Below are 25,864 nucleotides of genomic sequence, written 5' to 3'. Positions count from 1 at the left end.
TGAAGCCGCACAGCGAAGGACGCGCGCCCGCTGATGAGGCGCCGCGTCGCCCGGCATGGCACGTCGCGAGGAGAAATCATGGCGAAGAAATCCCGAAACCTGTCGAAGGTCAATCGCGAGGCCGAAGGTGGCCGCGCGCGGAAGACCCTGCCCCCTGCGACGCCTCAAGTGCCGTTTGCGGAGGACATGTCATTCGCGGACGACATGCCGTTCGCGGACGATATGCCCTTCGCGGCGACCCCATCCGTCGCCGCACCTGCCGAGCGGCCGAGTGCGCTGCTCGCACCGATCGTCCGGCGCGCTGGTCGCGAAGTGAGCGGCGAGGATGTGCTCGCCCTCGCGCGGCGGCATATCGGCGAGCCCTACAAGCTGGGCGCGCGCGCGCCGATGGCCAACGCCGGCTGGAAAGGGCCGTGGGACTGTGCCGAGTTCGTATCCTGGTGCGTGTTCCAGAGTTCGGGAGTGCTATTTGGCACGCAACCGCGCAACGACCCCGTGCGTGCGGATGCCTTCACCGGGTTCTGGGCGCAGCAGGCGCGCGCCGCTGGATGCACGGTGCGCGTGGCTGAGGCCGCAGTGATTCCAGGTGCCGTCCTGCTGCGCTTTCCGCAGCCCGGGGCGGTCGGCCACATCGTGTTCTGCGATGGCAGCGGCGGCACCGTGGAAGCGCACAGCAGCAAGACCGGCGTCATTGCCCACACGATCAGCGCGCGGCGCTGGGACACCGGTGTGCTCGTCCCCGGCATTCGCTACTTCCGCACCGGCGACCCGGTTCGGGTGACTGCGCCATCGGGCTTCTTCCGCCTGACTGAGCCGATGACCAAGTCGGACATGGTCGAGAAAATCCAGCGCCGCCTGGTGAAGCTCGGTTTTGCGCCGGGGACGGCAGACGGCATCTATGGGCCGCAGACGGCGGACGCGGTCAAGCACTTTCAGGCCGCGCGCGGGCTGGTGGTGGACGGCGAGGTCGGCCCGGATACGCTCGCCGAATTGGGGCTTTCGTGATGTAGCAGCGCTTTTCTGCTGTCCTTTGGCATCGACGGGCTCTGCGCTTTCCTCAATCCTTCGTTGTCCAGATTGACGCCCGCTTCACGTCCCCGCTGGGCGAGGCGCTTCCGGAGGTGTCCCGGCTGCCCCAGGCGAACGGCCTGCCTCCTCGATCAACCACTGCTTGACCGTCGCCACCGCCGAGCGCAGCGGCGGCCTGCCGTGGTGCACCAGGTAGTAGCCCTGCGTCAGCGCCAGCGCATGCGCGAACGGTTCGACCAGCGAACCTTCGGCCAGCTCCGCTTCCACCAGGTGCGGGCTGGTCATGACCAGGCCCTGCCCTTGGCGCGCGGCCTCGATCGCCATCAGGCTCTGGTCGAAGTGGATGCGCGGGATGGCGGCGATCTGCGCCGCCGACAGCCGGCTGTAGCGATCCAGCCAGGTGGGCCAGTGCGGTTGCAGTGTCGTCACCAGCAGCGTGGCACGAACCACGTCGTCGGGCGCGCGCAACGCGAGCGGGGCGAGATAGCGCGGGTTGGCGTAGACGCGGCTCTCGTCCTGCAGCAGCAGCGTCACGTCGAGTTCGGGGGCGCGGCCGTCGAAGTAACGGATGGCGAGGTCGATGGATTCGCGCTCGAGGTCGACCACCTGGGGCGTGGCATTGAGGTGCAGTTCGATCTCGGGATGCCGGCGCAGCAGGCCGGCCATGCGGCTGGCGAACCACTTGGTGGCAAAGCCGGGCGGCATGGACAGCACCACGGCGCTGTTGCGGCGGTCGCGGAGCCTGTGGCTGGCGTCGGCGATCTGCGCCAGCGCGGGCTGGATGCGCTTCCAGTAGCCGAGCGCGTCCTCGGTCGGCTGCACCTGGCGGACCTGGCGCACGAACAAGGCGACGCCCAGCCATTCCTCCAGCTTCTGGATCTGCTGGCCGACGGCACCGGCGGTGACGAAGAGTTCCGCCGCAGCAAGAGAAAAACTGCCGGTACGCATCGCGGCATCGAAGGCAACAAGCGCCTTCAGGGGCGGGTAAGGATTCATGGCATAGAAAATCTATTTCATGGCGCAGTATAGATCGTTTGTCGGCGACCGCCCGCGCGGACACAATCGCGCTCGTCCGAAAGCGGAAGTTCGAGCCATGTTCCACACCCTGCGCCGCCCCGATGTGCTGGTCGTCACCCTGGCTGCTGCCGGCATCCTGATGGTCACGATGGGCGTGCGGCAGTCGTTCGGCCTGTTCGTCAGCCCGCTCAACAGCGCGACCGGCATGGGCGTGGCCACCGTCAGCCTGGCGCTGGCGATCGGGCAGCTCAGCTGGGGGGCGATCCAGCCCGTCGCCGGCGCGCTGGCCGATCGCTACGGGGTGCGGGTGGTGCTGGTGGTGGGCCTGGCGGTGCTCGCAGTGGGCTGCGCGCTGACGCCCTTCGTCGACGACGGCTTCGGCCTCGCGGTGAGCCTGGGCCTGCTCGCCTCGATGGGCTCGGGGATCGGCAGCTTCTCGGTGCTGATCGGCGCCGCGGCGCAGCGCCTGCCGGCCGATGCGCGCGGTGCGGCGTCGGGGGTGATCAACGCCGGTGGCTCGTTCGGCCAGTTCGTGTTTGCGCCGCTGTTGCAGAAGCTGATCCAGTCGATCGGCTGGATGGGCGCAATGTGGGCGATGGCGGTGGCGGCGCTGGCGGCGCTGCCGCTGGTCGGCCGGCTCACGGCGCCCGGTGCCGCTACTGCAGCGGCGCCGGCGGCGGGGAGCGAGCAGCGCCTCGGCCCGGCCGTGCGCGCGGCGCTGAAGGACCGGAGCTACCTGCTGCTGCACGCCGGGTTCTTCACCTGCGGCTTTCACATCGCCTTCCTGGTCACGCATCTGCCTGGTGAGGTCGACCTGTGCGGCCTTCCGGCCGGGGTGGCCAGCACCTCGCTGGCCATCATCGGGCTGGCCAACGTGTTCGGCAGCCTGTTCGCCGGCGCCTGGGTGGGGCGCTACCGCAGCAAGCACGTACTGGCGCTGATGTATGGCTCGCGCGCGCTGCTGATCGCCTGGTACCTGCTGATGCCGCCCACCGCATGGACCTTCTACCTGTTCGCCGCCGGCCTGGGTTTCACCTGGCTGGCCACGGTGCCGCCGACAGCGGCGATCGTCGGCAAGCTGTTCGGTACGCGCTATCTGGCGACGCTGTTCGGACTGACGCTGCTGTCGCACCAGATCGGCGGCTTTCTCGGCGCCTGGCTGGGCGGTCTTGCGTTGAGCGCGTTCGGTGACTTCACCTGGATGTGGTACGCGGACATGGCGCTCGCCCTTGCCGCCGCACTGCTCAATCTCCCCATCCGCGAGGCGCGGGTGCAGCCGCTGCAGACGCACGCCGCCTGACCCGCCTGCGCGCGGCGATCGCGTCGTCCGCGGCTGAATTCAAGACCCACACGATGATCGGGCAAAGGAGCCTTGACGATGACACAGCCTCACTACCTCGACGACCTCACCGTGGGCCAGAGATTCGGCTCGGGCCGCCGCACGCTCGGACTCGACGCGATCCGGTCCTTTGCGGCCGAATTCGACCCGCAGCCTTTCCACCTCGACGAGGCGGCGGCGCAGGAAACGCTCTTCCGCGGGCTCGCGGCAAGCGGCTGGCACACTGCGGCGGTCACCATGCGGCTGCTGGTAGACAGCGAGTTCCGCCCGGCCGGCGGCGTGGTCGGCGCCGGCCTGGAGGAACTGCGCTGGCCGCGGCCGGCGCGGCCCGGAGACGAACTGCGTCTCGAGATCGAGGTACTCGATGTCCGCCCGTCGAAGTCGCGCCCGGAGCAGGGCATCGTCAAGGTGCGCGTCACGACGCTGAACCAGGACGATGAGGCACTGCAGGTCTACGTGGCGAATCTCGTGGTGCAGCGGCGGGCGTGAGCGGAGACGTCGCCCGGAGCCGAATCACGCTTCACGCATTGCCGAGCGCAGGCCAAGGTGGCGCACGAACGGGTCGAAGTCACGGTCGCTGAACAACAAGGCGTGGTCGTGCTCGATACAGCTCGTGGCGATCACGGTGTCGATGGTCTTGCGGACGGTGATACCGAGTGCCCGCAGCGTGCGGAAGTTGCGCGCGGCCTGGACGCCGATCGCGGCGCCGCCGAGGTTGAGCACCTCGAGCGCGCCGAGTAGCGTTCTTGCCTGCTCGAAGTCGCGGTCGCTGGTGAAACCTTGCAGGACTTCGGCGAGGATGAGGTCGCCGATGAGGATGGGCTCGCGGCCGAGCAGGGCGTCGAGGAAGTCCGCCTGCGGGGTGGGCATTCCGCGGAAATAGTCGATCCAGACGCTGGAGTCGACCAGGATCAACGGTCGGTCCTCATCGCGTCGAGATCGCCCTGCCAGTCGAGCTTGCCGTGCAGACTGCGGATCCTCTGCTGTTCGCACAGGCGCAGCAGGGTGCGCAGGCCGGTTTCGACCACTTCACGCTTGGTCTTGAGTCCGGTCATGCGCAGGGCGTCCTGCATCAGGTGGTCGTCGATTTCGATGTTGGTGCGCACGATGTGTATTCCTTTGATGATTGATACACATCATAGGCCCGGCGGCAGGCGATCGCAATGTACGGAGCTTCGAGCAACTGGCTTCAACCCCCCGTCAGCCTGCACGCCGCGTACTTGAACTCCGGGATCTTGCCGTACGGGTCGAGCGCCGGATTGGTCAGCATGTTGGCCGCCGCTTCCACGTAGCAGAAGGGTACGAAGACCATGCCTTCGGGCATCAGCGGGTCGCTGCGGGCGGTGAGCGTGATGCGGCCGCGGCGGGTCTCGATGGTAAGCGCGGCGCCGGGTTCGAGGCCGAGGCGGGCGAGTTCGCCGGGGGCGAGGGTGGCCACCGCGGCCGGCTCCAGCGCGTCGAGCACGCTGGCGCGGCGGGTCATGGAGCCGGTGTGCCAGTGTTCGAGCTGGCGGCCGGTGATGAGCACGGTGGGCCAGGCATCGTCGATCGGTTCGTCCGGCGGCAAGGGCACCGTCGGCCGGAAGCGGGCGCGGCCGCTGGCAGTGGGGAAGCGGTCGCCGAAGACCACGTCCAGGCCGGGCGCGTCGTCGGCCGGGCAGGGGTAGGTGACGGACTCCTCTGCGTCCAGCCGGTCCCAGCTGATGTGGTCGAGCGAGTGCATGCCGCGCTTCATCTCGGCGAACACGTCGCGCGGGTGGGTGTAGTGCCAGTCGAGGCCGAGCCGGCGGGCCACCTCCTGGATGATCCACCAGTCGGGGCGGGCGTCGCCCGGCAGGGGCACGGCGGCGCGGCCCATCTGCACCTGGCGGTTGGTGTTGGTGACGGTGCCGTCCTTCTCCGGCCAGGCCGAGGCGGGCAGGATGACATCGGCGAACTGCGCGGTCTCGGTGACGAACAGGTCCTGCACGACCAGGTGCTCGAGCTTGGCCAGCGCGCCACGGGCGTGCTCGAGGTCGGGGTCGGACATCGCCGGGTTCTCGCCCTGGATGTACATGCCGCGGATGGTGCCGTGGTGGATGGCGTGCATGATCTCGACCACGGTGAGGCCGGGCTTGTCGGCGAGCGGTGTGTTCCACAACTCCTCGAAAGCGGCGCGGATCTGCGCGTCGCCCACGGGCTGGTAGTCGGGGAAGACCATCGGGATGAGGCCGGCGTCCGAGGCGCCCTGCACGTTGTTCTGCCCGCGCAGCGGATGCAGGCCGGTGCCGGGGCGGCCGATGTGGCCGGTGGCGAGCGCGAGCGAGATCAGGCAGCGGGCGTTGTCGGTGCCGTGGGTGTGCTGCGAAATGCCCATGCCCCAGAAGATCATCGCGCGCTCGGCCTTGGCGTAGAGGCGGGCGATGTCGCGGATCTCGTCGGCGGTGACGCCGCAGGCGGGCGCCATGGCCTCGGGCGTCATCGGCGCGACGTGGGCCTTGAGCGCCTCGAAGCCCTCGGTGTGGGCGGCGATGTAGTCCTCGTCGTAGAGGTGCTCGGTGACGATGACGTTGAGCATGGCGTTGAGCAGCGACACGTCGCTGCCCGGGGTGAAGCGCACCATGCGGTGGGCGTAGGCGCCCAGGGTGATGCCGCGCGGGTCGAGCACGATGAGCTTGGTGCCGCGCTTGGCGGCCTGCTTGAAGTAGGTGGCGGCGACCGGGTGGTTCACCGTCGGGTTGCAGCCGGTGAGGACGATGACGTCGGCCTGCTGCGCCTGCATGAAGGAGGCGGTGACCGCGCCCGAGCCGATGCACTCGATCAGCGCCGCGACCGAGCTGGCATGACACAGCCGGGTGCAGTGATCGACGTGATTCGAATGGAAGCCGGTGCGCACCAGCTTCTGGAACAGCCAGGCCTCTTCATTGGAACACTTGGCGCTGCCGAAGCCGGCGAGCGCGTCGGGGCCGTGCGTGTCGCGCAGGCGGCGCAGACCGGCGGCGGCGAGGTCCAGCGCCTCGTCCCAGCTCGCGACGCGGAAATGGGTGAGCGGCTTGGCGGGATCGAAGTCGGGGTCGAGGCCCTTGGGCACGCCTTCGCGCCGGATCAGCGGCACGGTGAGGCGGGAAGGGTGGTTGGGGTAGTCGAAGCCGAAGCGGCCCTTGACGCACAGGCGGTTCTCGTTCGACGGCCCGTTGCGGCCCTCGACGAAGACGATTTTGTCGTGCTTGACGTGGTAGGTGAGCTGGCAGCCGACACCGCAATAAGGGCAGACCGAATCCACCTTGCGATCGGCGCACGCCGAGTCGCCGCGGCCGTGCTCATCGACGATGCGCGCCGGCATCAGCGCGCCGGTGGGGCAGGCCTGCACGCATTCGCCGCAGGCCACGCAGGTGCTGTCGCCCATCGGGTCGTCGAAGTCGAACACGACTTTCGACGCCGCGCCGCGGTGGGCGAGGCCGATGACGTCGTTGACCTGTACTTCGCGGCAGGCGCGTACGCACAGGTTGCATTCGATGCAGGCGTCGAGGTTGACGTGCATCGCGGTGTGCGAGGTGTCGGGCGGGGTCGGGGCTGCGCGGCGCTGCGGCAGGCGGCTGTGAGGGGCGTCGCGGGCGTCGATGTCGAGCGCCATCAGGTCGACCATCTCCCAGAAGTGGCTCGAGCGGTCGGGGCTGTCAGCGCGCGCCGGCTGGTCGGCGAGCAGCAGTTCCATGACGCCTTCACGGGCCGTGCGCACGCGTTCGGAGCTCGCGCTGCTGACCACCATGCCCGGCGTGGCGGGCCGGATGCAGCTTGCGGCCAGCGTGCGTTCGCCCTCGATTTCGACCATGCAGGCGCGGCAGTTGCCGTCGGCACGGTAGCCGGGCGCGTCCTTGAAGCACAGGTGCGGGATGCGCTCGCCGGCGCGCTTGGCGACCTGCCACAGGGTCTCCCCGGAAAAAGCCTGCACGCGGACGCCATCGAGGGTGATCTCGAAGGCGTCCAGCGGTGCAGTCAAGGAGGGAGCCGGAGAGGTGGAGGAGGCGGGGGACGCGGGAGCGGGCGTGCTCATGAGGCGGATTCCGTGTTGGCGGCGGCCGGGCGCAGGCGGATGCCCTGTCCTGCCAGTTCGACCGGGAAGAAGCGCAGCAGGCTGGTGACCGGGTTGGGCGCGGCCTGGCCGAGGCCGCAGATCGAGGCGTCCTGCATGACCTGGGCAAGGCGCTGGAGCTGGTCGGGGTCCCAGTCGTCGCGTTCGAGCAGGCCGAGCATCTTTTCGGTGCCGACGCGGCAGGGCGTGCACTGGCCGCAGGACTCGTCGGCGAAGAAGGCCATCAGGTTCTGTGCCACCGCGCGCAGCTCGTCCTGGTCGGAGATCACCACCACCGCGGCCGAGCCGATGAAGCAGCCATGCGGCTGCAGGGTGTCGAAGTCGAGCGGCAGGTCGGCCTTGTTTGCCGGCAGGATGCCGCCCGAAGCGCCGCCGGGCAGGTAGGCGAGCAGGCGGTGACCGGGCAGCATGCCGCCGCAGTATTCGTCGACCAGCTCCTGCAAGGTGATGCCGGCCGGCGCGAGGTGCACGCCGGGCTTGTTCACCCGGCCCGACACCGAGAAGCTGCGCAGGCCCTTGCGGCCGTGACGGCCCTGGCTGGCGAACCAGTCGGCGCCGCGCTGCCACAGCAGCGGAATCCAGTACACCGTCTCGACGTTGTTCACCAGCGTCGGGCGGTCGAACAGGCCTTTCTGCGCGACGAAGGGCGGCCGGTGGCGCGGCTTGCCGGGCTTGCCCTCGAGCGATTCGATGAGGGCGGACTCCTCGCCGCAGATGTAGGCGCCGGCGCCGCGGCGCAGGTGGATGAAGCCGGGCGCGGCCAGGCCGGCCGCCTCGGCCTCGGCGATCGCCGCGCGCAGTACCGCGTGCAGGCCGGGGTATTCGTCGCGCAGGTAGATGTAGAGCGCGGCGGCATCGACCGCCCAGGCGCTGATGAGTGCGCCTTCCAGGAAGCGATGCGGGGACTGCTCCAGGTAGTGGCGGTCCTTGAAGGTGCCGGGTTCGCCCTCGTCGGCGTTGATCACCATGTAGCGCGGCGCGGGTTCGGCGCGCACGAAAGCCCACTTCTTGAAGGTCGGAAAGCCTGCCCCGCCCAGGCCGCGCAGCCCGGCCTGCTCGAGCAGGCTGCTGAGCTGTTCGACGCTGACCTCGCCGCCGCGGGCCTGGGTGAGCAGCGCGTAGCCGCCCTCGCCGCGATAGGCGTCGAGGCGCGGCCAGTCGATGGGGGCGGGGTGAAGCGCCTCGCTCGCGAGCAGGGTGCGCACCGCCGCCGGCGTGGCGTCTCCAAGGTGGCGGTGGCCGACCTCGACCACGGGCGCGGCGTCGCAGCGCCCCATGCACGGCGCACGTACCACCCGTACCTGCTCCGGGTCGAGCTCGCCCGCCAGCGCCGACTGCAGGGCTTGCGCACCGGCGAGCTGGCAGGACAGGGAATCGCAGATGCGGATCGTCACCGCCGGTGGCGGAATTTCGCCGTCGCGGACGATGTCGAAGTGGGCGTAAAACGTGGCCGTCTCATAGACGGCAGCCATCGGCAGGTTCATCCAGTGCGCCAGCGCGCGCAAGTGGGCCATCGACAGGTGGCCCCGGGCGTCCTGCACGGCGTGCAGATGCTCGATGAGCATGTCGCGGGCGCGGCTGCGATCTCCGAGCAGGTGCTCGATCTCGCGCAGGGCGGCGGGATCGAGCTGGCGACCGCGCTGCGTGGCGCGTGTACGCCGCGTCGCAGCAACTGTCGACGCGGGCGAAATGCCGGATAGAGTCGATTGGGCCATCGTGATTGGGCTTCCCAGGCGTGCCTGGTGGTTTGAAGGAAGTGGGCTCAGCGCCCAAGGATGCGATCGAGCAGGCTGGCGAACCAGCTCTTGCTCGGCGCCTGGGGAGGCTGCCGGGGGGCAGGGCTGGGTTGCGACTGCGGCGCACGCGGCGCCGCGCTCTGGGCCGTCGCCGTCGCCGAAGCGGTGGCCGGGCGCTCAGGGGCTGCGGCCGGCTTTGGCGGTGTGGCTGCGCCGGTGCGCGCAGCGGCGGCAGGCGCTGCGGCCGCTGCCGGGGCTGCAGCGAAAGAGGTCGCCTGGGCGAGTCGTGCCTCGAGCAACTGTCGGTAATGACGCAGTTGCACGGAATCCTGGGGCGGGGTAGTGAGTCCGACGGTGGACGCGAGCTGCTCGAAGTGACGACGTAGGACCGAGTCGGTGGGCAGGGGACAGGCACTCATGATGGACGCCTCCTTGGTGGTTTTCGGTTTGCGCTGTGGATCGACGGCGAGCAGGGCTGGCGTGACTCCTTTCATTGCAAGCCTTGTGCCAGAATTGGGAGGCGTGTCCCTGCGCGGCTCGAGGCGCCTTTGTCGTGGGGTGCGCGCTGTCCGTCGGCTTGCGGGGTGAGGGTGGGCGGCGGGCATAGCCCAGCTTGATGCAGACCATTGTTCATCTGCATTTGCTTCAATCTTGGGCAGGTGCTACTTTTTTGAACATAAATATAAGTCGCATCCCGAAACCATGCTTTTCGGGAGCATACGGAGGAAGACCGACATGGCTGCTGTGCCGCAGTTGAAGGTGGCGCGCGAGGATCGAATTGCCGTCGCGCGCGAAAAGTTTTTCAACAGCGGGGTGCTGCCGGAAGACGATGTTTCGCCGCTGATCCTGCGCTCATGGGAGCGCTGCCGCGAGTCCGGCCTGGATCACCGTGGCGGTGGCAGCGTCGAGGTGGCCAGCCGCGGTCAGCTCGAGGAGTCGCGCAACCAGAGCACCAAGCTGCTCGATCTCGCCAGTGGCGTGATGGAGCACGTGTTCGAGCAGATTCGCGCCTCGGGCAGCATGGTCATCCTTGCCGATCCCGATGGCATGATCATCCACAGCCTCGGCGATGCCGCCTTCGTTGATCGCGCCCAGCGCGTGGCGCTGCAGCCGGGCGCCTGCTGGACCGAGACGCGACTGGGGACGAACGGCATCGGCACGGCACTGCAGGAGCGGACGCCGGTCGAGATCTTCGGCTCCGAGCACTACCTGGACCGCAACGTCTTCCTTGCCTGCTGCGCGTCGCCGATCTTCGATGCCCACGGTCGCATGGCAGGCGTGTTCGACATTTCCGGCGACTACCGCAACCCGCAGCGGCATACCCTCGGCCTGGTCCGCCTGTCGGTGCAACTGCTCGAGAAGCGCCTGTTCGAGTCCGAATTCGCCAAGGACATCCTGATTGCCTTCCACCCGCGGCCGGAGTACATCGGCAGCCTGCAGGAAGGGCTGATCGCGCTCAGCCCGGATGGCACCATTCTCGGCGCCAACCCGGCCGCGCGCGAATGGCTGTCGACACAGTCGGGCGACGCCGGCGCGCCCAATTTCAGCGATCTGTTCAGGCTCAGTTTCGGCGCCATTCTGGATCGGGCGCAGGCAAGCTCGAATGCACTCATCCGCCTCGGCATGAAGCAGGGTGGCGAGCTCTACGTGCAGGTGCGCAGCATGCGCCCGCTGGTGCTCACCCATGCCGGCCTGGTCGAGGTGGGCGAAGCGCGCGCACGCACACAGCCAGGGGTGAGCACCAAGGGCGGCGATCGCAGCGGCGAGCTGCGCTTGACGCTCGAATCGCTGGCGACGGGCGATGAGCGCCTGCAGCGCGCCATCGATCGCGCCAGACGGGTGGGCGGCAAGGACATCCCGCTGCTGATCCAGGGCGAATCCGGGGTGGGCAAGGAATTGTTCGCCCGCGCCTTCCACAACTCGAGTGCGCGTGCGGACGGTCCTTTCGTGCCGCTGAACTGCGCCGCCATTCCCGAGCACCTGATCGAGTCCGAACTGTTCGGCTACGTGGGCGGCGCGTTTACCGGCGCCCGCCGCGAGGGGGCGATCGGCAAGGTGCAGCAGGCCCATGGCGGCACGCTCTTCCTCGACGAGATCGGCGACATGCCGCTGGCGATGCAGACCCGTCTGCTGCGCGTGCTCCAGGAGCGTAGCGTGACGCCGGTCGGTGGCATGAAGGCGATCCCGGTCGATATCTCGCTGGTCTGTGCCACGCACCGCGTGCTGCGCGATGCGGTGGCCAACGGCGAGTTTCGCGAGGACCTCTATTACCGCGTCAATGGCCTCACCGTCACGCTGCCGCCGCTGCGCGAGCGCAGCGACGTGTCCAGCCTGGTCGATCGCCTGCTGGAGGCCGAAGCGCAGGATTCGGGGCGCAGTACGATCACGATCAGCGCCGAGGTGCGACGATTCTTCGAGACCTACCCCTGGCCGGGCAACATCCGCCAGCTGCACAGCGTGATTCGGGTGGCCGCCGCCTTGCTCGACGACGACGAGGACGAGATCGACTCGGTGCACCTGCCCGAAGAGCTGTTCGGGGCCGACTCCGCCAGCGAGCGCCTGGAGCCGTGTGCGTCATCGACGCCGGGCACGGTGGCGCCGGCCGCCCCGGCGCCGGCCGATCCGGCCGCCACGCGCAGCCTGGACGAGCTCGAGCTCGAGGCCATCGCTGCGGTGATGCACGAGGTCAAGGGCAACGTGTCGGCCGCCGCGCGCCGGCTCGGGGTGAGTCGCAACACGCTTTACCGCAAGCTCGGGCGCATGAGCTGAAGGCCCGCCCGCAGAAGCATCGGGCGGCGGCTTGGTACGATCACCCCAGTCGAGCCGCCGTCGAGGATTGGCATCCCGAGTTCGATCGATCCGCGCTACCCCGCAATCACCCTCAGCGGTTCTCGAAGCGCGGGCTGCGCTTGTCGAGGAAGGCGGCCATGCCTTCCTTCTGGTCGGCGAGCGCGAAGGTGGCGTGCAGCGTGCGGCGTTCGAACAGCAGGCCCTCGTTGAGCGGGCTTTCGAAGGCACGATTGACCGACTCCTTGAGCATCATCAGCACCGGCAGCGACTGCCTGGCGATGCCCACCGCGGCGGAGATGGCTTCTTCCAGCACCTTGTCGGCGGGGTAGAGGCGCGACACCAGCCCGCTGCGCTCGGCTTCGACAGCGTCCATGATGCGACCGGTCAGCACCAGGTCCATGGCCTTGGCCTTGCCGACCGCGCGCGGCATGCGCTGCGTGCCGCCGGCGCCGGGGATCACCGCCAGCTTGACCTCGGGCAGGGCGAACTTGGCCGTGTCGGCCGCGAACACCAGATCGCACATCATCGCCAGCTCGCAGCCGCCGCCCATCGCCACGCCGGACACCGCGGCGATGACCGGCTTGCGGAAGGTCTTCAGGCGCTCCCAGTTGCGCGTGATGAAGTTGGATTTGTATACATCCATGTAGCCCCAGGCCTGCATTGCGGCGATGTCGGCGCCGGCGGCGAAGGCCTTGTCCGAGCCGGTGATGACCACGCAGCCGACGTTGTCGTCGGCCTCGAAGGCGTCGAGCGCTGCCGACAGCGCGTTCATCAGCTCGTCATTGAGGGCGTTATGGACCTCCGGCCGGTTCAGCCGGATGAGGCCGACCCGGTTGAGGGTTTCGACGAGGATCGGGGATTTCACTCCGTGTTCTCCGTGTTCGATCACTGCGTGTCGGCGAACTGCCTGGCCATCTCGCGCAGCTTGAACTTCTGCAGCTTGCCGCTCGGTGTGGCCGGCATGCTGTCGACGATTTCGAGGCGCTCGGGGATGTACTGCTTGGTCAGCTTTTGTTCGTCGAAGTAGCGCACCATCTCCTCGAAGCTGAACTGACTGCCTGGTTTAAGCATCACGAACGCGCAGGCGCGCTCGCCGAGGCGCTTGTCCGGGTAGCCGACCACCGCGCAAGTCTGGATGGCGGGGTGCTTGTACAGCAGGTTCTCGACTTCCATGACCGGGATGTTCTCGCCGCCACGAATGACGATGTCCTTGCTGCGGCCGTTGATGCGCAGATAGCCCTCGTCATCGATGAAGGCGAGATCGCCGGTGTCGAACCAGCCGTCTTCGGACGTCGCGTTCAGATGGGGCCGCTTGAGGTAGCCGGCGAACAGCGAGGCGCCGCGGACATGCAGTGAGCCGGTCTCGCCGGGGGGCAGGGCCAGGCCGTTGGCGTCGACGACGCGGATCTCGATGCCGGGCACCGGGCGGCCGTCGGAAACACCGGATTTTTCCAGGGCGCGCCCCGGTTCGGTAATGGTGATCGCACCGTTCTCCGTCATGCCCCAGGCCGAACTGATGCGCAGTCCCATCAGGCGGTGCGCGCGCTCGATGAGGACTGGTGGAATCGGCGCGCCGGCGCAATTGAACTTGGTGAAGCTGGGGGACGTCTGTTCGCCGTCCTCGACGGCCAGGCACATGTCGGCGACGAAGGCTGCGGAGGCCATGCTGAAGGTGACGCCTTCGCTGCGGACGATGCGGAGCGCGAGCTTCGGATCCCAGATGTCCTGCAGCACGGTCGTCGAGTTCAGGATCAGGGGAAGCATCGCCAGGTAGCCGAACCCGGTGAGGTGGGCCATGGGCGAGGCGCCGAGCACGATGTCGGATGCCCCCAGTTCCATGACCTTGATGTAGGCGTGAAGGTTGGAGAACAGGGTGTTCGAGGTGTGCATCACGGCTTTCGGCTCGCCGGTGGTGCCCGAGGTATACATCAGCAGCATCACGTCGTCCGGTCCCAGGCCTTCCGCAGCAAGGGCTGGCGTGTCAGCGCGCATCAGCACATTGTCGAAGCTGTCCTCGCCTTCGCCGCCGATGACGACCAGACGCTTGAGGTGCGGCAACTCGGGCAGCATGGCGCGCGCCATCGCCTCGTAATCGTGGTTGCGGAAGGTCTTCGGGACGATGAGGACCTTGGATTCACCGAAGTTGAGCATGAACTTGAGTTCATGCTCGCGGAAGATGGGCATCACCGGATTGGCCGCGGCGCCGAGGCGGGCGCATGCCAGCGCGATGGCGATGAACTCCCAGGTGTTGGGCAACTGGAAGGTGACGACATCGGACTTGCCCACCCCCTGCGCCGCCAGGCCGCGCGCAATCAGGTCGGCGCGGCGGTCCAGTTCGCGATAGCTCAGGCGGAGGGGTTCGGCCTGGTCCTGGCGGTAGGACACCACGGCCGTCTTGTCCGGGCAGTGCGCGAGGGCGCGCTGGAAGAAGACGTTGATGGTCTCGTCGCGCCAGAATCCGGCGGCCTTCATCGGCCCCATGCGCGGGGCGAGCAGTACGGGATCGAAGTTCATGCTGTTCTCCTGACTAGGTCCGCGTTACTGCTTGACCAGCGGACACTTGGATTGGGCCAGCGGCAGCGCGGCGTCGCTGGCCGGGATCACGGCGCGGACGTGGTAGTAGTCCCAGGCTTCCTTGGATTCACTCGGCTTCTTGACTTCGAGCAACAGCATGTCGTGGGCGAACTTGCCGTCGGCGCGGATCTGGCCCTTGAACAGGCCGTCATCGATCTCGGTGGACTTCAGGTACTGCATCACCGCGGTGGCATCGTCGGTGCCGGTCGCCTCGACCGCCTTCAGGTAGTTCAGCACCGAGGAGTACACGCCGGCCTGCGCCATGCTCGGCATCTTCTTGGCCTGCTCGAAGAAGCGGCGGCCGAAGGCGCGCGTCTTGTCGTCGCGGTCCCAGTAGAAGCCTTCGGTCAGCGTCAGGCCCTGCGCGGTCTCGAGACCGAGGGCGTGCACGTCGTTGATGAACAGCACGATCGGCACCAGGGTCTGGCCGGCAGCGGTGATGCCGAACTCGGAGGCCTGCTTGATCGCGGTGATGGTGTCCTGGCCGCCGTTGGCGAGCGCGATCACGTCGGCCCGCGAGGCCTGCGCGCTGAGCAGGAAGGAGGAGAAGTCGGCGTTCGGGAAGGGGTGCTTGGTCGAGCCGACCACCTTGCCGCCGCTGGCGGTCACCACGCTGGCGGCGCCGTTCATCATGGCTTCGCCGGCGGCGTAGTCGGCGGCGATGAAGTACCAGTTCTTCTTGCCGGCGTTGACCATGGCCTTGGCGGTGCCGGCGGCGAGACCGTAGGAGTCGTACACCCAGTGCACGGTGTTGGCGTTGCAGCGCTCGTTGGTAATGGGTAGCGAGGCTGCGCCCGAAACCAGCGCGATCTTGTTCTTCTGCGCGACGACGTCCATCACCGACAGCGCGACGTTGGTGGTGACCAGCTCGGTGATGACGTCGACCTTGTCGCGATCGATCCAGCTGCGCGCGCGCTCGGCGCCGATGTCGGCCTTGTTCTGGTGGTCGGCGCTGACGATCTCGATCTTCTTGCCCAGCACCGTGCCGTCGGCGGAGAAATCCTTCACCGCCATCTGCGCAGCGATCACCGAGCCCTGGCCGGTGAAGTCGGCATAGGTGCCGGCCATGTCGGTGAGCACGCCGATCTTGACCACGTCGTCGCTGATCGCGGCGTAGGCAGGCGCGCTCACCACACCCATGAGGGCGAGGGCGCAGGCGAGGCGGGTGGGGGCGCCGAACTGCGCGCGGGCGGGTTTGGCGTGCTGGATTGTGGTCTGGTTGTGCATGTCTCGCTCCATTTTCATCTGTTCATGTGGACGGTCGCCGTCGAGGCAGCGCAAAGCTATCGGCAGGGCTTCTAGAAGTCAACAGCTTTACCTAAAAAAGCTGATGGCTGGATAGATTATTGTGCAGTGCACAACAAAGAGACGAAAAAAAAATCAATAAAAACAGGTAGATCGAAGTTCGTTGTATTGGGGTGGTGTGTGCGCTGGGCGCTCTGTTCGTGCAAATGCGTAAAGATATTGACAGATAAAATCGCCTGCTCCTAGAATGGCCTCACTCACAACGAACAGAGGTGCAGGCGATGGATTTCAGTCTGAGTTCCGAGCAGCAGGCGCTGGTCGACATGGCGGGTCGCTATGCCCGCGAACGTCTGGCACCGGGCTACAAGGCACGTGAAAAGGCCGAGCGCGTCGAGCGCGAGATCATTCTGGAAATGGGTGGCATGGGCCTGCTCGGTCCCGAGCTGCCCGAAGAAAAGGGCGGGCTGGGCGTCGGCTGCGTGAGCAGCGGCCTGCTGCTCGAGCAGATCGCCTACGGCGACTTCAACGTCTCCTACGTCAATCTGCTGGTGTCGCTGTGCGGCCAGATCGTCGCCACGCACGGCCGCTCGGACGAGGCGCGCGACTGGCTGGCCGAGGTGGTCGCCGGGCACAAGACGATCGCGATCGCGCTGACCGAGCCGAGCGCCGGTTCCGACGCTGCGCGGCTCAAGCTCAAGGCGGTGCGTGACGGCGACGACTTCGTGCTGACCGGCGAGAAGACCTCGATCTCGATGGCGACCCAGGCCGACGTGGCGGTGGTGTTCGCTCGCACCGGCAGCGAGGCCGATGGCGCTCGCGGCATCAGCGCCTTCCTGGTGCCGATGGACCTGCCCGGTGTGTCGCGTACCACCTTCGACGACATCGGCACGCGTCCGGTCGGCCGGGGCTCGATCTTCTTCGATGGCGTGCGCATCGGCCGCCACATGATGCTCGGCGACGAGGGCCAGGGCTTCATCCAGGTCATGCAGGGCTTCGACTACAGCCGCGCGCTGATCGGCCTGCAGTGCATGGGCGTGGCCCGTGCCTCGCTCGACGAGACCTGGCGCTATGTGCAGGAACGCGAAGCCTTCGGCAAGCCGATCGGCGAGTTCCAGGGCGTCACCTTCCCGCTTGCCGAGGCCGAGACCCTGTACGAGGCATGCCGGATGCTGTGCCTGCGCACACTCTGGCTCAAGGACAACGACCTGCCGCACACCGCCGAGGCGGCGATGTGCAAGTGGTGGGGGCCCAAGCTGGCCTGCGACATCATCCACCAGTGCCTGCTGACGCACGGCCACGGCGGCTACGGCGGCGACTACGACTTCGGTCAGCGCTACCGCGATGTCATGGGCCTGCAGATCGGCGACGGCACCGCCAACATCATGAAGATGATCATCGGCCGCCAGAAGATCGCCCAGTACCGCATCTGACGCAGCCGTACCCGAATCACGCCCGGCCGCGGCCGGGTTCCCGAGATCAACAGCATCGGCGCCTTGCTGGCGCACCCGGCCGGCGCGCCGGCAAGCATTTCACCTAAGGAGCAGGGACATGAAAGGACTCAAGGACAAGGTTGTGATCGTCACCGGTGGCGGCGGCGGCATCGGTTCGTCGATCTGCCGTCGTTTCGCCGAGGAAGGTTCGGCGGTGGCGGTGTTCGACATCAACAAGGACGCCGCCGAAACGGTCGCCGCGGGCATCCGTGACGCCGGCGGCAAGGCCCAGGCCTTCGCGGTCGACCTGACCAGCCAGGAATCGGTGGTCGCTGCCGTGAAGGCCGCGGAAGCCGCGCTCGGCGCGACCGACGTGCTGGTCAACAACGCCGGCTGGGATCACGCCGCGCCCTTCCTGAAGACCGACAAGGCGCTGTGGGAAAAGATCGTCGCGGTGAACCTGTACGGCGCGCTGTACATGCACCACGCGGTGCTGCCGGGCATGTCCGAGCGTGGCCGTGGTCGCGTGGTCAACGTCGCCTCCGACGCCGCCCGCGTCGGCTCCTCGGGCGAGTCCGTGTATGCCTTCTGCAAGGGCGGCCTGGTGTCGTTCTCGAAGACGCTGGCGCGCGAACTGGCGCGCAAGCAGATCAACGTCAACGTCGTCTGCCCCGGCCCGACCGACACCGCGCTGTTCCGCGACTTCGCCGGCGAGGGCGAGAAGGGCGAGAAGCTCAAGGACGCGCTCACCAAGGCCATTCCCTTCGGCCGTCTCGGCCAGCCGGATGACCTGGCCGGCATCGTCGTCTTCCTGTCGAGCGATGAAGCCTCCTTCATCACCGGTCAGATCATCAGCGCCTCCGGCGGCCTGACGATGGCTGGCTAAGCCCGTCCCGCCTGTAGTACTCAAATTCAAGGAATCGAGAACATGCAATACGAAGACATTCTCTACACCAAGGCCGACGGCATCGCCACCATCACCATCAACCGTCCGAAGCAGTTCAACGCCTTCCGCGCCCAGACCTGCGAGGAGATGATCCACGCCTTCAAGGATGCGGACTTCGACAAGAGCATCGGCGTGGTCGTGCTGACCGGCGCCGGCGAGAAGGCGTTCTGCACCGGCGGCGACCAGGGCACGCAGGACGGCGGCTACGGCGGCCGTGGCGTGATCGGCCTGCCGATCGAGGAAGTGCAGAGCGCCATCCGCGACATCTCCAAGCCGGTCATCGCCCGTGTCAATGGCTACGCCATCGGCGGCGGCAACGTGCTGGTCACGATCTGCGACCTCGCGATCGCCTCGGACAACGCCCAGCTCGGCCAGGCCGGCCCGCGCGTCGGCTCGGTCGACCCCGGCTTCGGCACCGCGCTGCTGGCGCGCGTCGTCGGCGAGAAGAAGGCGCGCGAGATCTGGTACCTGTGCCGCCGCTACACCGCGCAGCAGGCGCTGGAGATGGGCCTGGTCAATGCGGTGGTGCCGCAGGCCGAGCTCGACGCCGAAGTGAAGAAGTGGTGCGACGAGATCGTCGACAAGAGCCCGACCGCAATCGCGCTGGCGAAGAAGTCGTTCAACGTCGATACCGAGATGATCCGCGGCATGGGCGGCCTGGCGATGCATGCGCTCAAGCTCTACTACGAGACCGCCGAGTCGGCCGAGGGCGGCAACGCCTTCCGCGAGAAGCGCAAGCCCGACTTCCGCAAGCACCAGAAGTAAGGCGGTACGGCGCGGCACGGGACTCCCCTCCCTCCTCACTCGTGCCGCGCCGCGACCTCCTGCTTCTACAGCCACACCCCTACCGCCACGGAGACAGACAAGAATGATCCGCGACCAGGAAACACTGAACATCCTGCTGGACACGATTTCGCGCTTCGTGCGCGAACGCCTGGTGCCGGCCGAAAACATCGTCGCCGAGACCGATCGCATTCCCGACGACATCGTCGCCGAGATGAAGGAGCTGGGCCTGTTCGGGCTGTCCATCCCCGAAGAGCATGGCGGCATGGGATTGACGATGGAAGAGGAGGTGCTGGCCACCTTCGAGATCGGCCACACCTCGCCGTGCTTCCGTTCGCTGTTCGCCACCAACAACGGCATCGGCGGCCAGGGCATCGTCATCGACGGCACGCCCGAGCAGAAAGCCCATTACCTGCCCAAGCTCGTCACCGGCGAGTACATCGGCTCGTTCGCGCTGACCGAGCCGGACAGCGGCTCGGACGCCGCCAGCCTGCGCACCACGGCCATCCGTGACGGCGACTTCTACGTGCTCAACGGCACCAAGCGCTACATCACCAACGCCCCCGAGGCCAGCATCTTCACCGTGATGGCGCGCACCGACCCGGCGAAGAAGGGCGCCGACGGCATCTCGGCCTTCATCGTCGAGCGCGGCACGCCCGGCCTGTCGCTGGGCAACCCGGACGAGAAGATGGGCCACAAGGGCTCGCACACCTGCGACGTGATCTTCGAGGACTGCCGCGTGCCGGCCGCCAACCTGATCGGCGGGCGCGAGGGCGTCGGCTTCAAGACCGCGATGAAGGTGCTCGACAAGGGCCGCATCGCGATCGCCGCGATCTCGGTCGGCGTCGCCGAGCGCATGCTCGAAGACGCGCTGCGCTATGCCTGCGAGCGCAAGCAGTTCGGCAAGCCGATCGCCGAGTTCCAGCTCATCCAGGCGATGCTCGCCGACAGCAAGGCCGAGCTCTACGCCGCGCGCTGCATGGTGCTCGACGCCGCCCGCCGCCGCGACCAGGGCCTGGACGTGGGCACCGAGGCCTCGTGCGCCAAGATGTTCGCCTCCGAGGCCTGCGGCCGCATTGCCGACCGCGCGGTGCAGATCTTCGGCGGCGCGGGCTACCTGGCCGAATACGGCATCGAGCGCTTCTACCGCGACGTGCGCCTGTTCCGCCTGTTCGAAGGCACCACCCAGATCCAGCAACTCGTCATCGCCCGCAACATGATCCGAGCCCACAACGGCTGAGGCTTCGCCGCCGCCGCATCCCGTACCGAAGACCCGTAAAGGAGAGACACATGAGCAACGAATTCAAATGGGACGACCCGCTGTTGCTGGACCTGCAACTCACCGAAGACGAGCGCATGATCCGCGACGCCGCCCAGGCCTATTCCCAGGGCAAGCTGCTGCCGCGCGTGCAGGAAGCCTTCCGCAACGAGAGCACCGACCCGGCGATCTTCCGCGAGATGGGCGAGATGGGCCTGCTCGGCCCGACCATCCCCACCGAGTACGGCGGCGCCGGCCTCAACTACGTCGCCTACGGCCTGATCGCGCGTGAGGTCGAGCGTGTCGACTCCGGCTACCGCTCGATGATGAGCGTGCAGAGCTCGCTGGTGATGGTGCCGATCTTTGAGTTCGGCACCGAGGCGCAGAAGCAGAAGTACCTGCCCAAGCTCGCCAGCGGCGAGTGGATCGGCTGCTTCGGCCTCACCGAGCCCAACCACGGCTCCGACCCGGGCTCGATGATCACCCGCGCCCGCACCGTGCCGGGCGGCTTCAGCCTGTCGGGCAGCAAGATGTGGATCACCAACAGCCCGATCGCCGACGTCTTCGTGGTGTGGGCCAAGGACGACGAAGGCAAGATCCGCGGCTTCATCCTCGAGAAGGGCTGGAAGGGCCTCAGCGCCCCGGCCATCCACGGCAAGGTCGGCCTGCGTGCCTCGATCACCGGCGAAATCGTCATGGACGAGGTGTTCGTGCCGGAAGAGAACGCCTTCCCCGAGGTGCGCGGCCTCAAGGGCCCCTTCACCTGCCTCAACTCGGCGCGCTACGGCATCGCCTGGGGTGCGCTCGGCGCTGCCGAGGACTGCTGGCACCGTGCCCGCCAGTACGTGCTCGACCGCAAGCAGTTCGGCCGCCCGCTCGCCGCCAACCAGCTCATCCAGAAGAAGCTCGCGGACATGCAGACCGAGATCACGCTCGGCCTGCAGACCTGCCTGCGCGTGGGCCGCATGAAGGACGAGGGCATCGCCTCGGTCGAGGTCACCTCGCTGATCAAGCGCAACTCCTGCGGCAAGGCGCTCGACATCGCCCGCATGGCGCGCGACATGCTCGGCGGCAACGGCATCTCGGACGAGTACGGCGTCATCCGCCATGTGGTGAACCTGGAGGTGGTCAACACCTACGAAGGCACCCACGACATCCATGCGCTGATTCTTGGCCGCGCCCAGACCGGCATCCAGGCCTTCTCGGGCTGATCACGCGTGCCGCGGCAACGCGGCAGAGGAGGAGACCATGAGCCACAAGACTGCAGCAGCAGCGAACACGGCATCCGATCTGATCCTCGAAACCTCGGGACTCGTCAAGGAGTTCCGCGGTTTCGTGGCAGTCGATGGTGTGGACCTGAAGATCCGGCGCGGTGACATCCACGCCCTGATTGGCCCCAACGGCGCGGGCAAGACCACCTGCTTCAACCTGCTGACCAAGTTCCTGCAGCCCACGCGCGGGACGATCCGCTTCAACGGGCGGGACATCACCAAGGAAACGCCGCAGCGCATCGCGCGCATGGGCATGGTGCGTTCGTTCCAGATCTCGGCGGTGTTCCCGCACATGACCGTGCTCGAGAACGTGCGCATCGCGCTGCAGCGCAAGCTCGGCACCACCTTTCATTTCTGGAAGTCGGGCCGCAGCGTCGATCATCTGAATGATCGCGCGATGGAACTCCTCGCCGAGGTCGGCCTGGAGGGCTACGCCAGGATGATCACGGTGGAGATGCCCTACGGCCGCAAGCGCGCGCTCGAGATCGCCACCACGCTCGCGCTCGAACCCGAGCTGATGCTGCTCGACGAGCCCACCCAGGGCATGGGTCACGAGGACGTCGACCTGGTGATGCAGCTCATCAAGAAGGTCTCCGCCAATCGCACCATCCTGATGGTCGAGCACAACATGAAGGTCGTGTCCGGCATCTGCGACACGATCACCGTGCTCGCCCGCGGCGCGGTGCTCGCCGAAGGCGATTACGCCGCGGTGTCGTCCAATCCGGTGGTGATCGAGGCCTACATGGGCAGCGAGGCTGCCGAACTTGCCGGAGCCCACTGATGAGCGCCACCGAATACCTGCGCGTGTCCAAGCTGCACGCCTTCTACGGCGAGTCGCACATCCTGCACGGCATCGACTTCACCGTGCGCCGCGGCGAATGCGTGAGCCTGCTCGGGCGCAACGGCGCCGGCCGCACCACCACGCTGCGCGCGCTGATGGGGCTGACCGGCAAGCGCACCGGCTCGATCATGATCAACGGCCGCGAGGCCATCGCCATGTCGCCGCACAAGATCGCCCAACTCGGCGTCGGCTACTGCCCGGAGGAGCGCGGCATCTACTCCGCCCTCACCACCGAAGAGAACCTGTTGCTGCCGCCCCGCGTCGGCAGCGGCGGCATGAGCGTCGAGGAAATCTACGAGATGTTCCCCAACCTCGCCGAACGCCGCCACAGCCAGGGCACCCGCCTGTCGGGGGGCGAGCAGCAGATGCTGGCGCTCGCGCGCATCCTGCGCACCGGCGCCCGCCTGCTGCTGCTCGACGAGATCTCGGAAGGCCTCGCGCCGGTGATCGTGCAGAAGCTCGGCGAGATCATCCGCCAGCTCAAGCAGAAGGACTACACGATCGTGCTGGTCGAGCAGAACTTCCGTTTCGCCGCACCGCTGGCCGACCGCATGTTCGTCGTCGAGCACGGCCAGATGGTGGCCGAGATCGCCCAGAACGAGCTGTCGGGCCGCATGGGCTACCTGCAGGAACTGCTCGGCGTCTGAGCCGGGTTCCGCCTTCGTCGCGTGCGCGCGCAAACCCTCACAATCGGAGTCCTGCCCAATGAATGAAGTCTTCGGCATTCCGCTTCCCGCCTTGCTGGGCCAGCTCATGCTGGGTCTCGTCAACGGCTCGTTCTACGCCCTGATGAGTCTTGGCCTCGCCGTCATCTTCGGCATGCTGCAGATCATCAACTTCGCCCACGGCGCGATGTACATGATGGGCGCGATGTTCGCCTGGATGGCCATGGTGTATCTGGGCATCGGCTACTGGTGGTCGCTCGTGCTGGTGCCGTTCGCGGTCGGTGCCATCGGCATCGTCATCGAGCGCTTCCTGCTGCAGTGGATCTACAAGCTCGACCACCTCTACGGCCTGCTGCTCACCTTCGGGCTGGCGCTGATGATCGGCGGCGGCTTCCGCTACGTGTTCGGTGCCGCGGGCCAGCCCTACACCATCCCCAAGGAGCTCTCCGGTGTCATCGATCTGGGTTTCATGTTCATGCCCAAGTACCGCCTGTGGGTGATCGTGGCCTCGCTCGCGGTGTGCTTCGCCACCTGGTACATGATCGAGAAGACCCGGCTGGGCGCCTACCTGCGCGCCGCGACCGAGAACCCGAAGCTGACCCAGGCTTTCGGCATCAACGTGCCGGTGATGGTGATGCTGACCTACGCCTTCGGCGCCGCGCTCGCCGGTTTCGCCGGCGTGCTGGCGGCCCCCACCACCCAGGTCAGCCCGCTGATGAGCGCGAACATGATCATCACCGTGTTCGCGGTGGTGGTGATCGGCGGCATGGGCTCGATCATGGGCTCGATCGTCACCGGCCTGGGGCTCGGCGTGCTCGAGGGCCTGACCAAGGTCTTCTACGCCGAAGCCAGCTCCACCGTCATCTTCGTCGTCATGGTCTTCGTGCTGATGTTCCGCCCGGCCGGCCTGTTCGGAAAGGAGAAGTAAATGAACCCCAGAATCGCCAACGTCGGCTACCTCATCGGGCTCGTCCTGCTGCTGCTGGCACCCGCCGTGATCTATCCGGTGCTGATCATGAAGGTGCTGTGCTTCGCGCTGTTTGCCTGCGCCTTCAACCTGCTGCTCGGCTACACCGGCCTGCTGTCCTTCGGCCATGCGGTGTTCCTTGGCAGCTCGGCCTACCTCACCGGTCACGCGCTCAGTGCCTGGGGTCTGCCCACGCTCGCCGGCCTGGCCTTCGGCACGCTCGCTGCCGCAGCGCTCGGCCTGGTGATCGGCGCGCTCGCCATCCGCCGCCAGGGCATCTACTTTGCGATGGTCACGCTCGCGCTGGCGCAGATGGTGTATTTCATCTTCCTGCAGGCGCCTTTCACCGGCGGCGAGAACGGCCTGCAGGGCGTGCCGCGCGGTAGCGTGTTCGGCTTCGACCTGGCGGACGACTACAAGCTCTACTATCTGGTGGTGATCCTGTTCGCCGCGGCGTTCTGGCTGATCCTGCGCACCATCCAGTCGCCCTTCGGCCAGACGCTGAAGGCGATTCGCGAGAACGAGGCGCGCGCGATCTCGCTCGGTTATGACGTCGATCGCTACAAGCTGCTCGCCTTCGTGCTGTCGGCCGGCATCGCCGGCCTGGCCGGTGCGCTGAAGACCCTGCTGTTCGGCTTCGCCACGCTGACCGATGCGCACTGGCACACCTCGGGCGAGGTCGTGCTGATGACCCTGCTCGGCGGCATGGGTACGGTGATGGGGCCGATCGTCGGTGCCGGCGTGATCGTGACCCTGCAGACCGAACTCGCCGACAAGCTCGGCTCGCTGGTTGCCGTGGTCATGGGCGGACTGTTCGTGTTCTGCGTGCTGGTGTTCCGCCGCGGCATCGTCGGCGAGGGGATCGCCCTGTTCAACCGCACGATCGGCGAGAAGACGCGCTGATCGGGGTGCGGGAAACGTCGTCATGGAGAAGGCAATGAACGATGCAGCATTGATGAGCGTGACCGAGGCTGTCGATCATGTGATGAGCAAGCGCCGCTCGGTGCGCGCCTTTCTGCCGGAAAGGGTGGCGGACGGCACGATCGACGCCATCCTGCGGGTGGCGGCGCGCGCGCCTTCGGGCACCAACACCCAGCCGTGGCGGGTGCATGTCCTCACCGGCGCCACGCTCGGCCGGCTGGTGGATGCGGTGTGTGCCGCCTTCGATGCCGCCGATGGCAGCCACAAGCCGGAGTACGACTACTACCCGCCGGAGTTCTTCGAGCCCTATCTCGGACGCCGGCGCAAGGTGGGCTGGGACCTGTACAGCCGCCTCGGCATCGCCAAGGGCGATGGGGCACGGATGAAGGCGCAGCACCGCAGGAACTTCGAGTTCTTCGGCGCGCCGGTGGGCCTGATCTTCACGATCGACCGCCGGCTGGGCAAGGGCAGCTGGCTCGACTACGGCATGTTCCTGCAGAACGTCATGCTCGCGGCCGAGGCACGCGGGCTGGCGACCTGCCCGCAGGCGGCCTGGATCGACTACCACCGCATCATCGGCGAGCAGTTGCAGCTGCCGCCCAACGAGCAGGTGGTGTGCGGGATCGCACTCGGCTACGCCGACCCCGACGCGCCCGAAAACGCGCTCGTCAGCGAGCGTGCCGAGCTGGCGGAATTCGTCGTCCGTCATCCATGAAACAGTATGCCGGAGAGGTTTTTCCTGCCGGCGCCATCGATGTGTAGGTGCTCCGCAGGGAGCAGCTTCGTCAAGGGAGAAGAGGCATGAAGGTACTGGTACCCGTGAAGCGGGTGGTCGATTACAACGTCAAGGTTCGCGTCAAGGCCGACGGCAGCGGCGTGGATCTGGCCAACGTCAAGATGTCGATGAACCCCTTCGACGAGATCGCGGTGGAAGAGGCGGTGCGCCTGAAGGAAGCGGGCGTCGCCACCGAGGTCGTCGC

At 67.3% G+C, this 25,864-nt stretch carries 23 protein-coding genes and 1 pseudogene; 15 read left to right on the top strand and 9 right to left on the bottom strand.

All coding sequences use genetic code 11. The annotated features are described in order from the left end of the window. Positions 1-78 precede the first annotated feature (78 nt). Positions 79-1,005 carry a peptidoglycan-binding domain-containing protein gene (locus ACMV5O_RS09815; protein WP_416163283.1) on the top strand — a complete coding sequence of 309 codons (927 nt, stop codon included), beginning with the start codon at positions 79-81 and terminating at the stop codon, positions 1,003-1,005. 84 nt (positions 1,006-1,089) lie between these two features. Here ACMV5O_RS09815 and ACMV5O_RS09810 read toward each other — a convergent pair whose 3' ends face one another. Next, entirely contained in the window at positions 1,090-2,025 is a 936-nt protein-coding gene (locus ACMV5O_RS09810) for a LysR substrate-binding domain-containing protein (protein WP_416163282.1), read from the bottom strand. A 97-nt stretch (positions 2,026-2,122) separates the two neighbouring features. Here ACMV5O_RS09810 and ACMV5O_RS09805 point away from each other — a divergent pair, with 97 nt between their 5' ends. Both ACMV5O_RS09805 and ACMV5O_RS09800 read left to right on the top strand, forming a co-directional pair. Next, positions 2,123-3,346, top strand: coding sequence for an MFS transporter (locus ACMV5O_RS09805; RefSeq protein ID WP_416163281.1), 1,224 nt, complete (start codon positions 2,123-2,125; stop codon positions 3,344-3,346). A gap of 78 nt (positions 3,347-3,424) precedes the next feature. After that, positions 3,425-3,874 (top strand): MaoC family dehydratase, encoded by a 450-nt coding sequence (locus tag ACMV5O_RS09800; RefSeq protein WP_416163280.1) that lies wholly within the window; start codon positions 3,425-3,427, stop codon positions 3,872-3,874. Between the two features lie 24 nt (positions 3,875-3,898). Here the strand turns inward: ACMV5O_RS09800 and ACMV5O_RS09795 are convergent, their stop codons facing one another. The 5 genes from ACMV5O_RS09795 to ACMV5O_RS09775 all read right to left on the bottom strand — a co-directional run bounded on the left by ACMV5O_RS09795 (position 3,899) and on the right by ACMV5O_RS09775 (position 9,612). Beyond that, positions 3,899-4,300, bottom strand: a complete 402-nt coding sequence (locus tag ACMV5O_RS09795; RefSeq protein ID WP_416163279.1) for a PIN domain nuclease — start codon at positions 4,298-4,300, stop codon at positions 3,899-3,901. Next, positions 4,297-4,491, bottom strand: a complete 195-nt coding sequence (locus ACMV5O_RS09790) for a type II toxin-antitoxin system VapB family antitoxin (protein WP_416163278.1) — start codon at positions 4,489-4,491, stop codon at positions 4,297-4,299. The genes ACMV5O_RS09795 and ACMV5O_RS09790 overlap by 4 nt, the downstream gene beginning before the upstream one ends. A gap of 83 nt (positions 4,492-4,574) precedes the next feature. Beyond that, positions 4,575-7,418, bottom strand: coding sequence for a formate dehydrogenase subunit alpha (gene fdhF, locus ACMV5O_RS09785; protein WP_416163277.1), 2,844 nt, complete (start codon positions 7,416-7,418; stop codon positions 4,575-4,577). After that, on the bottom strand, positions 7,415-9,172 hold the full coding sequence (locus tag ACMV5O_RS09780; RefSeq protein WP_416163276.1) for an NAD(P)H-dependent oxidoreductase subunit E: 1,758 nt from the start codon (positions 9,170-9,172) through the stop codon (positions 7,415-7,417). Before ACMV5O_RS09780 ends, fdhF begins: the two co-directional genes overlap by 4 nt. Before the next feature lie 47 nt (positions 9,173-9,219). Beyond that, positions 9,220-9,612, bottom strand: a complete 393-nt coding sequence (locus ACMV5O_RS09775) for a hypothetical protein (protein WP_416163275.1) — start codon at positions 9,610-9,612, stop codon at positions 9,220-9,222. Positions 9,613-9,928: 316 nt separating this feature from the next. Between ACMV5O_RS09775 and ACMV5O_RS09770 the strand changes: the two genes are divergently transcribed. Then, positions 9,929-11,962, top strand: coding sequence for a sigma-54-dependent Fis family transcriptional regulator (locus tag ACMV5O_RS09770; protein ID WP_416163274.1), 2,034 nt, complete (start codon positions 9,929-9,931; stop codon positions 11,960-11,962). A gap of 112 nt (positions 11,963-12,074) precedes the next feature. On the opposite strand, the gene ACMV5O_RS09765 is transcribed toward ACMV5O_RS09770, so the two are convergent. Genes ACMV5O_RS09765 through ACMV5O_RS09755 form a run of 3 tightly spaced genes read right to left on the bottom strand, consistent with a single transcriptional unit; the run spans position 12,075 to position 15,784 of the window. Continuing rightward, positions 12,075-12,848: an enoyl-CoA hydratase gene (locus ACMV5O_RS09765; protein ID WP_416163273.1), complete on the bottom strand. Its 774-nt coding sequence runs from the start codon at positions 12,846-12,848 to the stop codon at positions 12,075-12,077. Positions 12,849-12,868: 20 nt separating this feature from the next. Then, positions 12,869-14,497: a cyclohexanecarboxylate-CoA ligase gene (gene aliA / locus ACMV5O_RS09760; RefSeq protein WP_416163272.1), complete on the bottom strand. Its 1,629-nt coding sequence runs from the start codon at positions 14,495-14,497 to the stop codon at positions 12,869-12,871. Positions 14,498-14,521: 24 nt separating this feature from the next. Further along, on the bottom strand, positions 14,522-15,784 hold the full coding sequence (locus ACMV5O_RS09755; protein ID WP_416163271.1) for an ABC transporter substrate-binding protein: 1,263 nt from the start codon (positions 15,782-15,784) through the stop codon (positions 14,522-14,524). A 299-nt stretch (positions 15,785-16,083) separates the two neighbouring features. Between ACMV5O_RS09755 and aliB the strand changes: the two genes are divergently transcribed. The 11 genes and pseudogenes from aliB to ACMV5O_RS09700 all read left to right on the top strand — a co-directional run. Continuing rightward, the gene (aliB, locus tag ACMV5O_RS09750; protein WP_416163270.1) at positions 16,084-17,232 is read left to right on the top strand and encodes a cyclohexanecarboxyl-CoA dehydrogenase; all 1,149 of its coding nucleotides are present in this window, start codon (positions 16,084-16,086) and stop codon (positions 17,230-17,232) included. A gap of 118 nt (positions 17,233-17,350) precedes the next feature. Beyond that, positions 17,351-18,118, top strand: a complete 768-nt coding sequence (badH, locus tag ACMV5O_RS09745; RefSeq protein ID WP_416163269.1) for a 2-hydroxycyclohexanecarboxyl-CoA dehydrogenase — start codon at positions 17,351-17,353, stop codon at positions 18,116-18,118. Between the two features lie 42 nt (positions 18,119-18,160). Further along, positions 18,161-18,943, top strand: coding sequence for a 2-ketocyclohexanecarboxyl-CoA hydrolase (gene badI, locus ACMV5O_RS09740; RefSeq protein WP_416163268.1), 783 nt, complete (start codon positions 18,161-18,163; stop codon positions 18,941-18,943). 103 nt (positions 18,944-19,046) lie between these two features. Beyond that, complete coding sequence (locus ACMV5O_RS09735) at positions 19,047-20,201, top strand: acyl-CoA dehydrogenase family protein (protein ID WP_416163267.1); 1,155 nt, start codon at positions 19,047-19,049, stop codon at positions 20,199-20,201. Between the two features lie 50 nt (positions 20,202-20,251). Next, positions 20,252-21,430 carry an acyl-CoA dehydrogenase gene (locus tag ACMV5O_RS09730; RefSeq protein ID WP_416163266.1) on the top strand — a complete coding sequence of 393 codons (1,179 nt, stop codon included), beginning with the start codon at positions 20,252-20,254 and terminating at the stop codon, positions 21,428-21,430. A gap of 37 nt (positions 21,431-21,467) precedes the next feature. Next, positions 21,468-22,271, top strand: a complete 804-nt coding sequence (locus ACMV5O_RS09725) for an ABC transporter ATP-binding protein (protein WP_416163265.1) — start codon at positions 21,468-21,470, stop codon at positions 22,269-22,271. Continuing rightward, a complete protein-coding gene (locus ACMV5O_RS09720) occupies positions 22,271-22,978 on the top strand; it encodes an ABC transporter ATP-binding protein (protein ID WP_416163264.1) in 708 nt (235 codons plus the stop codon). Before ACMV5O_RS09725 ends, ACMV5O_RS09720 begins: the two co-directional genes overlap by 1 nt. A 58-nt stretch (positions 22,979-23,036) precedes the next feature. Continuing rightward, positions 23,037-23,924, top strand: coding sequence for a branched-chain amino acid ABC transporter permease (locus ACMV5O_RS09715; RefSeq protein ID WP_416163263.1), 888 nt, complete (start codon positions 23,037-23,039; stop codon positions 23,922-23,924). Further along, on the top strand, positions 23,925-24,866 hold the full coding sequence (locus ACMV5O_RS09710; RefSeq protein WP_416163262.1) for a branched-chain amino acid ABC transporter permease: 942 nt from the start codon (positions 23,925-23,927) through the stop codon (positions 24,864-24,866). A 34-nt stretch (positions 24,867-24,900) separates the two neighbouring features. Beyond that, positions 24,901-25,599 (top strand): nitroreductase, encoded by a 699-nt coding sequence (locus ACMV5O_RS09705; protein ID WP_416163261.1) that lies wholly within the window; start codon positions 24,901-24,903, stop codon positions 25,597-25,599. Between the two features lie 86 nt (positions 25,600-25,685). Further along, positions 25,686-25,864 (top strand): annotated as a pseudogene (locus ACMV5O_RS09700) (electron transfer flavoprotein subunit beta/FixA family protein); the annotation flags it as partial.

The organism is Thauera sp. WH-1 (assembly GCF_047806685.1).
In the GTDB taxonomy this organism is placed as follows: domain Bacteria; phylum Pseudomonadota; class Gammaproteobacteria; order Burkholderiales; family Rhodocyclaceae; genus Thauera.
The sequence above is the reverse complement of the archived record's forward strand: the minus strand, read 5'-3'. Positions and strand labels throughout refer to the sequence as shown.

Bases quoted from the DNA above. Each gene is read 5' to 3' on its own strand.
- ACMV5O_RS09770 (WP_416163274.1), top strand. From the start codon at position 9,929: ATGGCTGCTGTGCCGCAGTTGAAGGTGGCGCGCGAGGATCGAATTGCC.
- ACMV5O_RS09800 (WP_416163280.1), top strand. From the start codon at position 3,425: ATGACACAGCCTCACTACCTCGACGACCTCACCGTGGGCCAGAGATTC.
- ACMV5O_RS09720 (WP_416163264.1), top strand. From the start codon at position 22,271: ATGAGCGCCACCGAATACCTGCGCGTGTCCAAGCTGCACGCCTTCTAC.
- ACMV5O_RS09735 (WP_416163267.1), top strand. From the start codon at position 19,047: ATGATCCGCGACCAGGAAACACTGAACATCCTGCTGGACACGATTTCG.
- ACMV5O_RS09715 (WP_416163263.1), top strand. From the start codon at position 23,037: ATGAATGAAGTCTTCGGCATTCCGCTTCCCGCCTTGCTGGGCCAGCTC.
- fdhF (WP_416163277.1), bottom strand. From the start codon at position 7,418: ATGAGCACGCCCGCTCCCGCGTCCCCCGCCTCCTCCACCTCTCCGGCT.
- ACMV5O_RS09810 (WP_416163282.1), bottom strand. From the start codon at position 2,025: ATGAATCCTTACCCGCCCCTGAAGGCGCTTGTTGCCTTCGATGCCGCG.
- badI (WP_416163268.1), top strand. From the start codon at position 18,161: ATGCAATACGAAGACATTCTCTACACCAAGGCCGACGGCATCGCCACC.
- aliA (WP_416163272.1), bottom strand. From the start codon at position 14,497: ATGAACTTCGATCCCGTACTGCTCGCCCCGCGCATGGGGCCGATGAAG.
- ACMV5O_RS09730 (WP_416163266.1), top strand. From the start codon at position 20,252: ATGAGCAACGAATTCAAATGGGACGACCCGCTGTTGCTGGACCTGCAA.
- ACMV5O_RS09805 (WP_416163281.1), top strand. From the start codon at position 2,123: ATGTTCCACACCCTGCGCCGCCCCGATGTGCTGGTCGTCACCCTGGCT.
- ACMV5O_RS09710 (WP_416163262.1), top strand. From the start codon at position 23,925: ATGAACCCCAGAATCGCCAACGTCGGCTACCTCATCGGGCTCGTCCTG.
- ACMV5O_RS09725 (WP_416163265.1), top strand. From the start codon at position 21,468: ATGAGCCACAAGACTGCAGCAGCAGCGAACACGGCATCCGATCTGATC.
- ACMV5O_RS09815 (WP_416163283.1), top strand. From the start codon at position 79: ATGGCGAAGAAATCCCGAAACCTGTCGAAGGTCAATCGCGAGGCCGAA.
- badH (WP_416163269.1), top strand. From the start codon at position 17,351: ATGAAAGGACTCAAGGACAAGGTTGTGATCGTCACCGGTGGCGGCGGC.
- ACMV5O_RS09775 (WP_416163275.1), bottom strand. From the start codon at position 9,612: ATGAGTGCCTGTCCCCTGCCCACCGACTCGGTCCTACGTCGTCACTTC.
- ACMV5O_RS09755 (WP_416163271.1), bottom strand. From the start codon at position 15,784: ATGCACAACCAGACCACAATCCAGCACGCCAAACCCGCCCGCGCGCAG.
- ACMV5O_RS09705 (WP_416163261.1), top strand. From the start codon at position 24,901: ATGAACGATGCAGCATTGATGAGCGTGACCGAGGCTGTCGATCATGTG.
- aliB (WP_416163270.1), top strand. From the start codon at position 16,084: ATGGATTTCAGTCTGAGTTCCGAGCAGCAGGCGCTGGTCGACATGGCG.
- ACMV5O_RS09780 (WP_416163276.1), bottom strand. From the start codon at position 9,172: ATGGCCCAATCGACTCTATCCGGCATTTCGCCCGCGTCGACAGTTGCT.